Raw genomic sequence first — 12,690 nt, forward strand, 5'->3', positions numbered from 1 at the left:
CAAAGACCAGTGCTTTGAGTAGATAGCACGACCGAGATATTGCGAAAGGCGTCGTTATGTCTGAGAAACTGACGATCATTGGATCATATTTGGCTCTATTCGCGGCGGTACTGGGGCTTCTTTCCGGCCAGTTTCTGCTTGCGACGGTAGTCGCGGCGATTGGCGTGTGGGGGTTGGGGTCGCATAATCGGCGCTCAGCATTCGATGATGTTATTGATTCTGATCTGCCAACCCCTTCGGCAGCAGAGTTAAAGAGCTATCGGGAGAAGAATCCAGATCTCTCTTTTTCTGAAGCAATCGTTGCTTGGCAGAAGGGTGAATCAGCCTGAATTCTTCGAGTTGCAGGCGATAGCTTTACCGCGTTTTCAGTCCATCAAGCCCCAACGATGCTCAAAGCGTGCGCTTAGAAGCGAGCGATGCAGGTCGCGCACTTTCAACCAGCCCGGCTGATTTCCGGCGACCAGCATCGCACGCTTTTAACACCTCGACCGGAACAAAAACCGCCCGACCACACAGGTCAGACGACGGCGTGGGGTACGCGAGGTGAATCCGAAATTTATTGAGCTCCACACGTAATTTGACCCGTGCCCATGAGGGCACGGGTCAATAGAAACGCCGGAAAACTCTCACACACCAGGCGTGTGATCTACCAGTTCTGGAGCAAGCGAGCCCCAAGTGGCGACTGCAACGTCACCTTCATGGAGGAGGTGGAACCGATCAGGATGCACTCATTGGGCGAACCTGGAATATTCCCTTCGTACACTCTCACTTTTACTGTGGTTGCGGTTTCCGATGTCTCTGCGCGGTATCCGTAGCAAGTTTCGGTTCCGGCGGGGAAGAACACGCGTATTTGTGTGGGGCTGATTACTTGATAGCCCGACCATTTGACTTGACGCTCATTTTTGAGATCGTTGCGCGCCTCCCGGTCGGAGGGTTGTTGGCGGGTTTTGTGGACGATCCCCATTGCGCTGCTGAGTTCGTCGCCGACAGGGGTGGCTGAGACTATTCCTACCGCACTGCCCACCACCGCCAACACCGCTAAGATAGCGCCGACCAAATGTACATTTTGTGCGTTCAGCCCTGCGTTGATACCAAGTTTAGAAAGTACTCCAGACATTTTCGCTCCTTAACACGCATCATAGCTTGTTTGGGCGTCTACGCAGGGCAAATGACGGGCGCACCGGAGACCGGGTCGTAGAGGACGCGGGCTTCGATGCCATAGACCTCTTGGAGGAGTTCGGGGGTGAGCACCTCGAGGGGTTCGCCGTGCGTGACCACGCGCCCGGCTTTCATGACGAGGAGTTCGTCGCAGTAGCGGGCGGCGAGGTTGAGGTCGTGGATTGCGACGACGGCTTGGCGTTCGGTGTCGGCGACGATGTTGCGGATGATGGTGAGCAGGCTTACTTGGTGGTGGAGGTCGAGGGCGGAGGTGGGCTCGTCGAGAAGGAGGAGTTGGGGCTCGCGTACCAGCATCTGGGCGACGCCGACGAGTTGGCGCTGGCCACCTGACATGTGGCAGACCATCCGGTCGGAGATGTGGAGGATGCCGAGGCGGTCCATCATCGCGGCGGTGGCTTCGAGTGGGTTGGTGACGGCGCCGCCGGCTTTTGCGGCGACGACGATGGATTCGAACGCGGTCAGCGACGCGCTGGTCAGCAGGTCTTGGGGGACGTAGCCGACGTCGTGGGGCCCACAGGAGGTGGTGACGGTGCCGGACGTGGGGGCTTTGAGGCCGGCGATGGTTTTGACCAGGGTGGACTTGCCGGCGGCGTTGGGGCCGAGCAGGCCGGTGACGGCGCCGGGGGTGCCCAGGCGGAAGGTCATGTCGTGGAGGATAGGGGTGCGTCCGTAGGCAACGTTGAGGTCTGTGGCGACGATCATGGTTAACGGCCTGCCTTGCGGTAGCGGGAGAAGATGAGGAAGACGAAGAATGGGACACCGACGATGGCGGTGATGATGCCGATCGGGATCACCAGGCCTGGTTTGACGGTGATGGAGACGGCGTGCGCTGCGGTGAGCAGCAGGGCGCCGGCCGCGGCGGAGGCGGGCAGGTAGAACTTCTGGTCCTCCCCGACCAACATGCGGGCGATGTGGGGGCCCACCAGTCCGATGAAGCCGATGACGCCGGCGAAGGCCACCGAAGCTGCTGCCAGCAGGGATGCCACGATCAGGGTGGTGACGCGCAGGCGGGAGACTTTGATGCCGAGGGAGGCGGCGCGGGCGTCGCCAAGTCGGAGGGCGGTGAGCCGCCAGGCGTTGAACACCACGAACGGGACCGCGGCGGCGAGGAGGACGCCGATGATACCGTCGGCGAGCCAGGTGGCGCGCTGCATGGAGCCGAGCGTCCAGAAGACGATCTGTTGCAGCGCCTCAAGCGTTGCGCCGTACTGCATAAGCGACAGCAACGCCTGGAAGAAGAAGGACAGGGCGATGCCCAGCAGGATCATCGTTTCGGCGGCGGCCCCGCGCCACACGGCAGCGGCGGCGACGACGGCCACCGCCACCAGGGCGGCCAGCGCAGCGGCGAGCGCCAGGTTGAACTGGGGGTGCGCGATCAGGTTAATGCCCAGCACGATCGACATCGCGGCGCCGAACGCGGCCGCCGCCGAGATGCCCAGCGTGAACGGCTCCGCGAGCGGGTTGTCCAGGATGGTTTGCATCATCCCGCCCGCAAGTCCCAGGGACGCGCCGATGAGCAGCGCCATCACCGAGGCCGGCAGGCGCAGGTCCCACAGCACCACGGAGGCTTGCTCGGGTGCGGTGTTGGGGTGGAGGAGGGCGTCGAGAAGCTGGGAGGCGCTGAGGTTGATCGGGCCGACCACCGTGGCAACGACGAAGCTGACGAACGCGACGAGCAGCAGCGCGCTGATCGCGATGAGTTTGCGTCGTCCTCTCTGGTGGTAGGCGCGGATCGCCTGATCTTGCTGGTTCATGGTTCCCCTACTGCTGTGCCTGGGCGAAGAACGCGCCGGAGTAGTCGAATGGCAGCCAGTCGGCATGGAACTGTTCGAAGTCCTTTGCCGGGTCCATGTCAGCGAAGGCTTCTGGGTGCAGCCACTTCGCGAACGCCTCAAGCGCAAAGACGTTGTATGGGTTGTCGTAGAACTGGTGGTAGACGGCGAAGTACTTGCCCTGCTTCGGTGCCTGCAGCAGGTCGAGGCCCGGGGTGCCCAGCGGGTTGTTCAGGGTTTCGGCGGCGCGCTGCGGGCTGGACTGGTAGCCGAGCTCGACGTGGCTGAAGGTGTCCGGCTGGTCGGGCTTGCGTGCCCACTCGCCGCCGGTGACGATGAGGTTTTCGGGCTGCAGCTCGATCATCTTCTCAGCGCTGAACTGCTTGGAGTCCGCGGTGATGAGCTGTTCGCCCAGGTTGTTGCCGCCCGCGGCGGTGAGCAGTTGGCCGAGGTTCGCCTTGCCGGGGGTGCTGCAGCAGTCAACGAAGCCCGCGGCGGACCAGATCAGGCCGTCTTTCTTTCCGTCCTTTGCGACGGCCTCTTCGACCCGACCCTTGATCTCTTCGACCTTCGATTCGTAGAACTCGCCGTACTCCTTGGCGCGCTCCGACTTACCCAGCAGGTCGCCGAGCAGCTGCACGGAGCTGACGGTGTGCTCGAGTGGGGACTGGCGGAAGTCGGTGAAGACGTACTTCATGCCAGTCTGGTCCATCTTTTCCAGGAGGCCGGATTCCTCGGCGACTTTCTTCTGGTCGAGCGTCATCACGACGACGTCCGGGTCCTGCGCCATGAGCGTCTCCAGGGAGACGTCGCCCTTGCCGATGTTGCCGATCTCCTGCGCCTTCATGGCGCCCTCGCTGATTTCGAAAACCTTGTCCTTGAACGCCGGGGCGGCCTTGGTCAGGTCGTTGCCGTAGGCCACGACGTGCTCGAAGGGGTCCCCGCCGAGCAGCGCGGTGGCGAAGACGCCACGGCCCTCACCGAGCACGATGCGCTCCGGGGCGTGGTCGAAGGTGACTTCGCGGCCGGTGACGTCGGTGACGGTCAGTGCCTTGTCCGCCTGGGTCGGCTCGGCCGATGGGGTGGTGTCGGTGCTGTTGCCCGAGCACGCGGCGAGTGAGGCGGCCGCGCAGAGGGCGACGGCGCCGGTCATTGCTTTACGCAGGATGTTCACAGTGGTTTCCTTGCCGTAGTAACATTCATTCCAATAGAGCGAATCAACAATATATCAGGCAAGGCTTGCCTAACAAGCTTGGCGCGTAGTTGGTGCACCACCCGCGCGCCCGGCACCTCCACCCACGTGTAGGACAAATAGGTCACCACCAGGCTCAACGCCACCGTCAGGGTGAGGACGGGGACGAAGTGGGCGTCGAAAAGCGATACCCCCAAGATTGGGAACACCGCGTAGAGCACCGCCATGTGCCACAAAAACAGCGAGTAGGACCAGCGGCCCAACAGCTGCGCCGGGCGGGTGCACAGCGCGGTGCCGTGCAGCCGCGGCGCGAGCGCGAACGGCACGATCCACAGCACCGCGAACAGCGCGCCGAGCAGCACGCGGACGTTGAACTCAGCAGCACTCGGGTGCTCCAAACCCGCAGGCCCCAGCACCCCGCCCGCCCACGCGACCGGCAACGACAACGCCGGAAACACCCACCGCAGCGCCGGCACCCGCACCCGCCACGTGCGCCCGGCGCGCTCTACCTCCGCGCACAGCAGACCCACCGCGAACCACGGCGCAAAGGAGATCGGCCAGATCTGCAAGTTCAGCTCCCCCGGCGTCTGCTCGGGGGCGGGGATCAGGTGCGGCCAGACCAGGGCGGTCGCCACCGCCACCGCCAGCACCACGGCGCGGCCCCGGCGCCCGCACGCTAGGTAGGCGGGCAGGACCAGGTAGAACGCCACCTCGACGCAGAGCGACCAGTGCTGGGTGAGGCCGTCGATAAGCCCGCCGGGAACGTAGAGCTGCGTGAGCATCAGATTGGCCAGAAGCGGGCCGGCGCGCACCCCCGCGAGCGGCGGCAACGTCACCACGATGATCGCCACGGACACCACGTACGCAGGCACAATGCGGGCGACGCGACGCCAGTAGTACTCGCGCGCCGGGCGGGGCTCGCCGCGCGCCAGCAAAAACGCCGACAGCGCGAAGAAGACGGCCACGAAGTAGTCGAAGCGCACCAGCAGCGGCGAATCGGTGGCCGTCTGGAACGCCACGTGCGTCACCACAATGCCGAGCGCCGCGATACCGCGCAGGCCCGCCAGTTCCGGGAGTACGTTAATGTTTCTGATGTGGACATTGTAAGCAAACGGCGCCTGGGCATCTGCGCCGCCATCATCGCGGTGTGCGTGGCGCTGAACTTCCTGTCCCCGCTCATCATCAACCACCAGCGGGTGCTCGCCCCCACCGAAAGCACCCTCCTTTTCGACGGCCCCTCCGCCCTCACCCGCACCCTCCTCATCACGGAGGGTCCCTCGGAGGAGCACCCGAAGAAGAAGGCGCTGACCATGTCCGCCACCGTCCGCAACGAGGGCACCGTCATCGCCGAGGACTCCTTCGAGGTCAACCCGGCCTCCGCCTACCCCACCAGCGGGCGCCAGGGCCTCGGCTACGTCCTGCCGTACAACCCGGAGCGCCGCTCCTACCCCTTCTACGACCCGCTTGCGGACCTCGTCGTCCCCCTCGACTACCTCGGCGCCGGCTGGGTCGCCGACCTGGAAACTTACAAGTACACCGCCACCATCGACGTGCCCGAATACCACGCCGAGCGCACCATCGACGTCGAGCGCCGCACCGGCCGCCTCCTCGACGAGTCGTGGACCATCACGCGCGGCCCCCTCAAGGGCCTCTACACACTCAGCGAAGAGAACAAGGCCACCGCGGCCTCCGCCGCACTTCACGACGTCCACATCCTCAAGTCCCTCCAGGTCATGGCGTTTGTAACCCGACTGGTCAGCGCGCTCGCGCTTTTCTACGCCTTCGTCCTGCTGGTGCGGCGCCGCCGTGGCTAAGGGGCGTCTGCTCTCCTGGCTGCTGTTCGCCTACGCGGCAGCCCTGGTCCTCGGCGTGACCTGGCCGTTCCTCGCGCCGGGCGAGGCGCTCGCCTACCGGGACATGCTCGTCCTGCCGGACATGGCGCTGACCCGCGCAGCCCTCGGCTTCGGGGACCTGCCGGCCCGCAACGTCCCCCAGGACGCACTGCTCGCCGTCCTCCCCTTCCCGGTCGCGGCGGTGCGCGCGCTCGTGGTCGGCGCCGCCGCCGCTGCCGCTTGGGCGGGCTGGCGGATCGGGCGTAACGGCTGGGGCCGGTTCGCGGCGATCACGGTCGCGGTGTGGAACCCGTTCGTCGTCGAGCGCCTGTTGCAGGGGCAGTGGTCGGTGGCGGTGGCCGCCTGGCTGCTGCCGCTGGTGGCGCTTGGCGCGCGTGGCAGCATCGCTGCCCAGTGGGTGTGTTCGCTGACCCCCACCGGCGCCATCGCGGCCGCCCTCCACTCCAGGCGCTGGCTGTTCAGCGCCCTGACCTGCGTGCCCTGGGTTGTCGCCGGTGCAGTTGCCGCTTTTGGCGGCGGACAGGGCACATCCTCGGCGCAGGCCGCCGCCATGTTCGCCCCGCGTGCGGAGGCGGGCGTCGGCACCCTCGGTGCACTGCTCGGCCTGGGCGGGATCTGGAACGCCCACGCCGTACCCGCCTCCCGCGCCTCCGGCTTCGCCGTCTTCGGCGTGCTGCTCTTCGTCGTGCTGTGCCTGGCGTGGCGCCGCGTCCCGCGCCGCCTCCTCGCGCTTGCGGGTCTCGGGTTCGCGCTGGCGCTCGCGTCGTGGGCGGGCCTACTCACCCCCGTCATCCAGCACGTTCCCGGCGGCGGCCTCCTTCGCGACGCCCACAAACTCCTCATCCTCGCCATCCCCGCCTACGTCACCGCCGCCGGCAACCTACCGGGGCTTCGCGCGCAGCTCGCGGGCAGTTTTGCCCTCCTCCAGCTTCTCGACGCCCCCTTCGCCCTCTCCGCCCTCACCCCAGTTCCGGCGTCCTCCCTCCCGATCCCAAACGTCGACGACCAGGGCCACGACGTCTTCTTCGTCGACCGCCCCACCCTCACCCGCCGCGCCGACGGCGCCATCATCGTCGACCCCGCCCCCAAAATCATGAACGTTGTCGAATCAGGCGCGCTGCGCGTTGGCGACGTGGAAGTCGACCCGCCGTCCCCGCGCTGGTCCGCCCTTAACGCGGATGTGGGGCTTGCCGCCTCGATGGGCGTCGGCGTGGTGGTGTACCCAGATGGCCGCTCGGTAAACACGGGTGCTGCGCCCGTCGGGCTGCCGCCGCTTGGCCTCGGACTGTTCGGTTTGTGGTGCGTCTCGCCCCTGATTGCGGTATTGACCAGGCGTATTAGATAGTTGGGGCGCGCCCATTATTGGAACGCTTGCAGTATTTGCACGGCTGGGCTAAAGTGAACGCCAGGTAAACAAGAGTTTAACAAGGAGCGTTATCATGCAGATTCAATTCAACACCATCCAGAAGCGCGTACTTCGCAACATCCGCCACGACCTCATCGAGGCGTGGACCCCACAATTCAGCGAAGCCGAAATCAACAACGCCTTCGACACCGTCCTCGCCGAGCACTGCAGCACCGCAACCGTCGAAGACTTCATCCCCGTCCTCGTCGAAGCCGAGATGCTCAACCGCCTGCGCGCAGGCAGCCTCCTCGCAGCCGCCTAAACTCCGGTTCACTCATACTCAACGCGCTCTGCCTGCCCCCATCCCCCTCCCTTCCATCTGCAAAAAGTTCCCGCGCCCTGCGTCCGGGAACTTTTTCACGTTTTCGGGGGCCCCGGCGGCCCTCCGGACGCGTTTCCCCCAGGCCAGCTCGTTCGCTCGCTCGTGCCCGCTGAAATAGTTCCCAAGCTCGGGAACCATTTTGCGTTTTGCAGCTGCTCCGGTCGACCGACGTAGTGTTTCCCCAGGTCGCGACGACTGACCACAAAGAAAGTTCCCAGGACCACGGGATAATGGAAAACAAGGCACATGCCTAGGAACAAAAACCGGGGCACTTCACCACCATCTTGTTGAGGCCAATGGATAGGGTAAAAGCGGATTCCGTACTTTCCACCCTGCAAAATGGAAATCTCCATCCTAATACATGATTCTGCTGTTGAATCTGCCAAATAGAAGGGCTGATCAGGTTCGTAATACCACGTTTCAGGCCCTCCAGCGATGCACTCACCAGTGGAGCGCCCTCATATGGGAAAACAGAAAGACAAAAGCATCAAACGTTGAGTACTAGTTCAACACTTGATGCTCTTTCTGTGAAAACATTCAGTCAGTGAGCTGAATGGTCAGAGTAGGTTTTCCGAGTCTATTTCTTTCCATCGTTGAGCTGCCGTGCCACGTTGTTTAAATGCGCTTACGAGGTCGCGAGCTACTGCGGGATGTCCTACGATGTGGCTTACTTTTGATAGTAGTTCGTTACTATCAGTCGCTTCTGAGTTGAGGAAATCTAGGATTTCTTGTCGAGTCCTGTATTCTTGTTCGAAGGTGAGGTCATGGCATAGGCACGCTTTATCCCACGCTTTATGCTCTTCGGGGGCTGAGCTGAGTAGGATTGCGATCCGTCCTTGGTTAAGTTCTAATTGGGAAATGCGATGCTCGATATTGTCCATGTTTTTATAGGGCCAGCCAAGCAATAACGTCTGCGATCATCAGCGAGTAGGACGTACCGACGATTGGTTCTAGGGCTGTTGTGAGCTTTTCTTTCACGATGTGGTGCTCCAGATCCTCCGTAGATATTGGCAGTGGTGCTAATAATGATAACTTCTACCGAGCTATCGCGCAGGCCGAATTTCGGCGATCTAAGATTGCTTCGGTCACCAACCTTCAACTTCCTCACACCTAGTGAACGGGGTGAAGGAAGTCAATTGAAGTGCCCCAGATTTTCCCATCTGCTCAGACGGAACAAAACCTGGGGCACTTCAGTCTTTCCAAAGGGAACGAAGAATGTCGGCAACATCGACTACGTAGCGGGTTGGTTCATCAAGGCCGCAGAGTACATGGGCGACCACACCGTACGCACGGCATTCGTATCGACCAACTCGGTTGTCCAAGGCGAACAGGTAGCAAACATTTGGTACCCAATCACCCAATTGGGCTTCCACATTGACTTCGCGCACGACACCTTCCGTTGGGCGAACGAAGCAAGTGACCAAGCTCATGTCTTCTGCGTCATCGTGAGCTTTTCAAAGCAAAAGGTCACCCCGCGCTTATTCCACTACGAGACGCCAGACTCAAACCCGATGGATCTCCACCCGAGCCGCCTCAACACATACCTGGCCGACGCGCCGGATATTTTCGTCTGGAATCGCAATAGGCCCCTTTGGCCCGACACTATCCCCTTGCAGGTCGCGCATTTTCACCTGGCCCGACCGATTTTGGGCGACCAGCGTCACACTCCTTGAACACCTCGACCGGAACGAAACCAGAACAAAACCAGACCCGAAACCGGCACCAACCCCAACGCCCCCAACCTGCTATCGTGGTGCACAGGCCACTCAGCGAGCACCAGCCCGACCGGTTTCCTCGGGCGCAATTGGAAACCACCCAAACCTGTAACCCGGTGGCTTTCCGGGTCCCTGTGATTGATCCCTAAGCCTGCACAAGGTACACGGGCACAGTGCACATGAGAATTGGGAACTACCACGGTGCTGGGGGTGGCCGCCTATTTTTGAAGGAGGATGCGATGTTGTTGGCAGAAGCGCTGGCGAAGCGGGCGCAGGCACAGGATCGGCTGAATGAGTTGGAGCGTCGTTTGACGCGGAATGCGCGGATCCAGGAGGGGGATACCCCGGTGGAGGATTCGGAGGCGTTGCTGCAGGAGTCGGCGTCGGTGCTGCAGAGCATTGAGACGCTGGTCCGCCGGATTAACCACACGAATGCGTCGACGCCGTTTGAGGGGGACGCGACGTTGACGGATGCGATTGCACGCCGGGATGCGTTTTTGCGCGCCCGGAGGTTTTATAGCGCGGTGGCGGATGCGGCGTCGGCACGCGCGGATCGGTATTCGGCCTCCGAGGTGCGGTATGTGTCCACGGTGGATGTGGGCCAGTTGCACTCGATGGCGGATAAGGCGGCGAAGGAGTACCGGGAGCTGGATACGAAGATTCAGCAGCTGAACTGGGCGACGGAGCTGCTCTAAGGGCGGGTGAGAGAGTCAATGAACTGGGTGAACTTGCGCCCAGTTTCCGCCCACGAGTAGGTCCCGGCGCGCTGTTGCGCCTGGGTGCCGAGGGTGTGGCGGAGGGGGGCGTCGTCAAGAAGGTGGGCGACTTCGGTGACGAACTCGGCGCGCGTTTCCACGAGCAGGCCGGTTTCCCCGTGCTGCACTGAGTCGGCGAGGCCGCCTGCCGTCATGTAGCCGATGGTGGGGACGGCGTGTTGGGCGGCTTCGATGACGGCGATGCCCCAGCCTTCTTTGGCGCTGGGCATGAGGTGGAGTTGCGCGCGGGCGAGCAGGGCGTGTTTGTGGTCGTCGGCGACGTGGCCGTGGAAGATGACGCGCTCGCCTGCAAGGTCGCCGGCGTAGTCGCGGAGTTGGTCTTCCCACCAGCCGGAGCCGATCACGTCGAGCACCACGTTGTCGAGGGCAGCGACGGCGTCGATGGCGTGCTCGATCTGCTTGTGTGGCACGAGCCGGGACAGGGTGACCACGTGGGGGTGGCCGTCGTCGGCGAGGGTGGGCAGTTCGTCGGGCACTGGGTCCACTCCGTTTTCGATGATGCGGATCGCCGCCGGGCCCACCCCGAGCGCCTCCAAATCGCGTTTCGATGCCTGCGAGACCGTCACGTACGGCGCCCCCCGGTACACCCGCGGCGCCACCTTGGATTCCAGCCACCACCCGAACCGCCCGATGATCGGCCCAGCCACCGGCCACTGTTCCTTGTGGCAGTGGTGGGTGAGCAGCACGGTCGTGGCCCGCGAGTAGAGGCGTGCGAAGAAGGGGATGCCGTTTTGGGTGTCCACGATGACGTCGGGACGGTGCCGCCACGCGGCGAACGGCGCGAGCAGGTAGACGCTGTATTTGCCGCCGGCGCGCTCGAAGCGGATGCCGTTTCTGCGGGTAACGCGCGGGGCGTCGGTGTGTTTCGCGGTGCGGTAGATCACCTGGTGGCCGGCGGCCGCGAGCGCTTCGCCGACGCGTTCCAGGTACGCCTCGGAGCCACCACCTTGTGGGTGGGTGGAGTCGCGCCAACACATCAGCAGTATCTTCATTGTCATGTACCGTACCCGCCGCCTGGCCACGTTGGCACGTTCGTTGCGCTTGTTGCGCTCGTTTCGCTATGAGCAGTTCCGCCCCCGCATCTTTTACGAGGGGTTGGCCCGCGACACCTACCAGCTTCTCGACGCCCTCTCCGCCGACCTCACCTCCACCCCCCTGCGGGGCAAGTCGGTGTTAGACGTGGGTGGTGGGCCGGGCTATTTCGCCAAGGCCTTCGCGGACACGTTCTACGTGGGCGTGGAGCCGAGCGTCTCCGAGCTGTCCGCCGCCGGCATTTCCGGCTACGGCTCCGTCCGCGGCGACGGCACCGCCCTCCCCTTCGCCACGGACTCCTTCGACGTGGTGTACTCCTCCAACGTTGCCGAGCACATCCCGGATTGGCAGACGATGGCCGAGGAGATGCTGTGGGTGGTCAAGCCCGGCGGCCTGGTGGTGCTGAGTTACACGGTGTGGCTGGGCCCCTTCGGCGGACACGAGACCGGCCTGTGGGAGCACTACGTGGGCGGCGAGTTCGCCAGGCGTCGTTACGTGGCTGCTCACGGGCACGAGCCGAAGAACAAATGGGGCGAGTCCCTCTTCGCCGTCTCCGCCAAGGAGGGTGTGGCGTGGGCGGAATCGACCGGCAAGCTCCTCGCGGCGTTTCCGCGCTACCATCCGCGCTGGGCCTGGTGGCTCACGCGGGTGCCCCTGCTTCGCGAGTTTGCGGTTTCTAACCTCGTCGTCGTGCTGCGCGGGTAGGATCGGCAACTATGAAACTCCCGATCCAATTCCAAGCCCCGTCCATTTTCGCAGCCGTGTTGGCGGTACTCTCCATCGTGGTGGCTGTCGTGGTTGGCGAAACCAACGCGAAGGCACCCGTCGTGGAACCGCGCGGCGAAAAGTCAGTCATCCAGGTGGTTACCGAGGACGGCAAGTCAGCGGGCGTATGCGCACTCGGTGGTCTGCGCCAGGAAAAGGTGCACTACACCGACAAGAACTCCGTCTACTACTGGAAGCTCGAGCCGGGGGAGGAACGCATCGACGCATCCTGCCCGAGTGTCGCGGCGCTGTCCTCCGGGAGAACACGGCTGGAAGGCCACGCGCAGGTCAGCAACTTTGAGAAGCCACAGGTTGTCACAATCACTGTTCAATAGCGTCGAGCGGTAAAGGCTCACAAGGAGCATCTTGAAACGGCAGTCCCGCCTCTCTTCCGCTTTAGCGTGATCTGCGATCACCTCACTGATGCCTTTTATTTGGTTTTCTTCCACCCCTCGACGGGGTGGTCACTTTTGTATACTCTTTCTCTGTTTGTGCTTGCCAAGTAAGTGGGTTGCTCTATCTTCTAAGATGCATAGCAAATCCACTGTGCTCCAGAGAGTAAGGAGAAGTAATGCCTACGTTCGCTCTTCGCACCGATTCCACTGAATCCCCCCGAAACCTGAATCTGCACGCAACCACCGCTCCAGCGGAATGCTGTGGCTACCCGTCGGAAAAGCGC

Annotated in this window: 14 protein-coding genes; 8 read left to right on the forward strand and 6 right to left on the reverse strand. The window is 63.1% G+C overall.

The annotated features are described in order from the left end of the window. Nucleotides 1–56 precede the first annotated feature (56 nt). Entirely contained in the window at nt 57–329 is a 273-nt protein-coding gene (locus BJP08_RS01270) for a hypothetical protein (protein ID WP_071567898.1), read from the forward strand. Nucleotides 330–646: 317 nt separating this feature from the next. On the opposite strand, the gene BJP08_RS11160 is transcribed toward BJP08_RS01270, so the two are convergent. The 5 genes from BJP08_RS11160 to BJP08_RS01295 are packed head-to-tail and all read right to left on the reverse strand — an operon-like array spanning nt 647 to nt 5,162. Beyond that, nucleotides 647–1,117 carry a hypothetical protein gene (locus BJP08_RS11160; protein WP_083428334.1) on the reverse strand — a complete coding sequence of 157 codons (471 nt, stop codon included), beginning with the start codon at nt 1,115–1,117 and terminating at the stop codon, nt 647–649. Nucleotides 1,118–1,155: 38 nt separating this feature from the next. Next, nucleotides 1,156–1,881 (reverse strand): ABC transporter ATP-binding protein, encoded by a 726-nt coding sequence (locus BJP08_RS01280; RefSeq protein WP_071567899.1) that lies wholly within the window; start codon nt 1,879–1,881, stop codon nt 1,156–1,158. A 2-nt stretch (nt 1,882–1,883) separates the two neighbouring features. Then, complete coding sequence (locus BJP08_RS01285; protein ID WP_071567900.1) at nt 1,884–2,933, reverse strand: iron ABC transporter permease; 1,050 nt, start codon at nt 2,931–2,933, stop codon at nt 1,884–1,886. A gap of 7 nt (nt 2,934–2,940) precedes the next feature. Further along, entirely contained in the window at nt 2,941–4,125 is a 1,185-nt protein-coding gene (locus BJP08_RS01290; protein WP_071567901.1) for an ABC transporter substrate-binding protein, read from the reverse strand. After that, nucleotides 4,122–5,162, reverse strand: a complete 1,041-nt coding sequence (locus BJP08_RS01295) for an acyltransferase (RefSeq protein ID WP_255364716.1) — start codon at nt 5,160–5,162, stop codon at nt 4,122–4,124. The genes BJP08_RS01290 and BJP08_RS01295 overlap by 4 nt, the downstream gene beginning before the upstream one ends. On the opposite strand from BJP08_RS01295, the gene BJP08_RS01300 reads away from it, so the two are divergent. The 5 genes from BJP08_RS01300 to BJP08_RS01335 all read left to right on the forward strand — a co-directional run bounded on the left by BJP08_RS01300 (nt 5,163) and on the right by BJP08_RS01335 (nt 10,133). Then, the gene (locus BJP08_RS01300) at nt 5,163–5,957 is read left to right on the forward strand and encodes a porin PorA family protein (protein ID WP_255364717.1); all 795 of its coding nucleotides are present in this window, start codon (nt 5,163–5,165) and stop codon (nt 5,955–5,957) included. It begins immediately after the preceding gene. Nucleotides 5,958–6,276: 319 nt separating this feature from the next. After that, complete coding sequence (locus tag BJP08_RS01305; RefSeq protein ID WP_255364718.1) at nt 6,277–7,341, forward strand: hypothetical protein; 1,065 nt, start codon at nt 6,277–6,279, stop codon at nt 7,339–7,341. Between the two features lie 94 nt (nt 7,342–7,435). Beyond that, nucleotides 7,436–7,663, forward strand: coding sequence for a three-helix bundle dimerization domain-containing protein (locus BJP08_RS01310; RefSeq protein ID WP_071567905.1), 228 nt, complete (start codon nt 7,436–7,438; stop codon nt 7,661–7,663). Nucleotides 7,664–8,748: 1,085 nt separating this feature from the next. Next, nucleotides 8,749–9,396: a DNA methyltransferase gene (locus tag BJP08_RS11545; RefSeq protein ID WP_177221696.1), complete on the forward strand. Its 648-nt coding sequence runs from the start codon at nt 8,749–8,751 to the stop codon at nt 9,394–9,396. Between the two features lie 281 nt (nt 9,397–9,677). After that, complete coding sequence (locus BJP08_RS01335) at nt 9,678–10,133, forward strand: DIP1984 family protein (RefSeq protein ID WP_071567928.1); 456 nt, start codon at nt 9,678–9,680, stop codon at nt 10,131–10,133. Here BJP08_RS01335 and BJP08_RS01340 read toward each other — a convergent pair. Beyond that, nucleotides 10,130–11,206 carry a glycosyltransferase family 4 protein gene (locus tag BJP08_RS01340; protein ID WP_071567927.1) on the reverse strand — a complete coding sequence of 359 codons (1,077 nt, stop codon included), beginning with the start codon at nt 11,204–11,206 and terminating at the stop codon, nt 10,130–10,132. The genes BJP08_RS01335 and BJP08_RS01340 overlap by 4 nt on opposite strands. Before the next feature lie 4 nt (nt 11,207–11,210). Between BJP08_RS01340 and BJP08_RS01345 the strand changes: the two genes are divergently transcribed. Next, nucleotides 11,211–11,951, forward strand: a complete 741-nt coding sequence (locus BJP08_RS01345; RefSeq protein WP_071567908.1) for a class I SAM-dependent methyltransferase — start codon at nt 11,211–11,213, stop codon at nt 11,949–11,951. An 11-nt stretch (nt 11,952–11,962) separates the two neighbouring features. Continuing rightward, nucleotides 11,963–12,346: a hypothetical protein gene (locus BJP08_RS01350; RefSeq protein ID WP_071567909.1), complete on the forward strand. Its 384-nt coding sequence runs from the start codon at nt 11,963–11,965 to the stop codon at nt 12,344–12,346. Nucleotides 12,347–12,690: the final 344 nt, after the last annotated feature.

The organism is Corynebacterium sp. NML140438, assembly GCF_001875725.1.
Lineage (GTDB): Bacteria > Actinomycetota > Actinomycetes > Mycobacteriales > Mycobacteriaceae > Corynebacterium.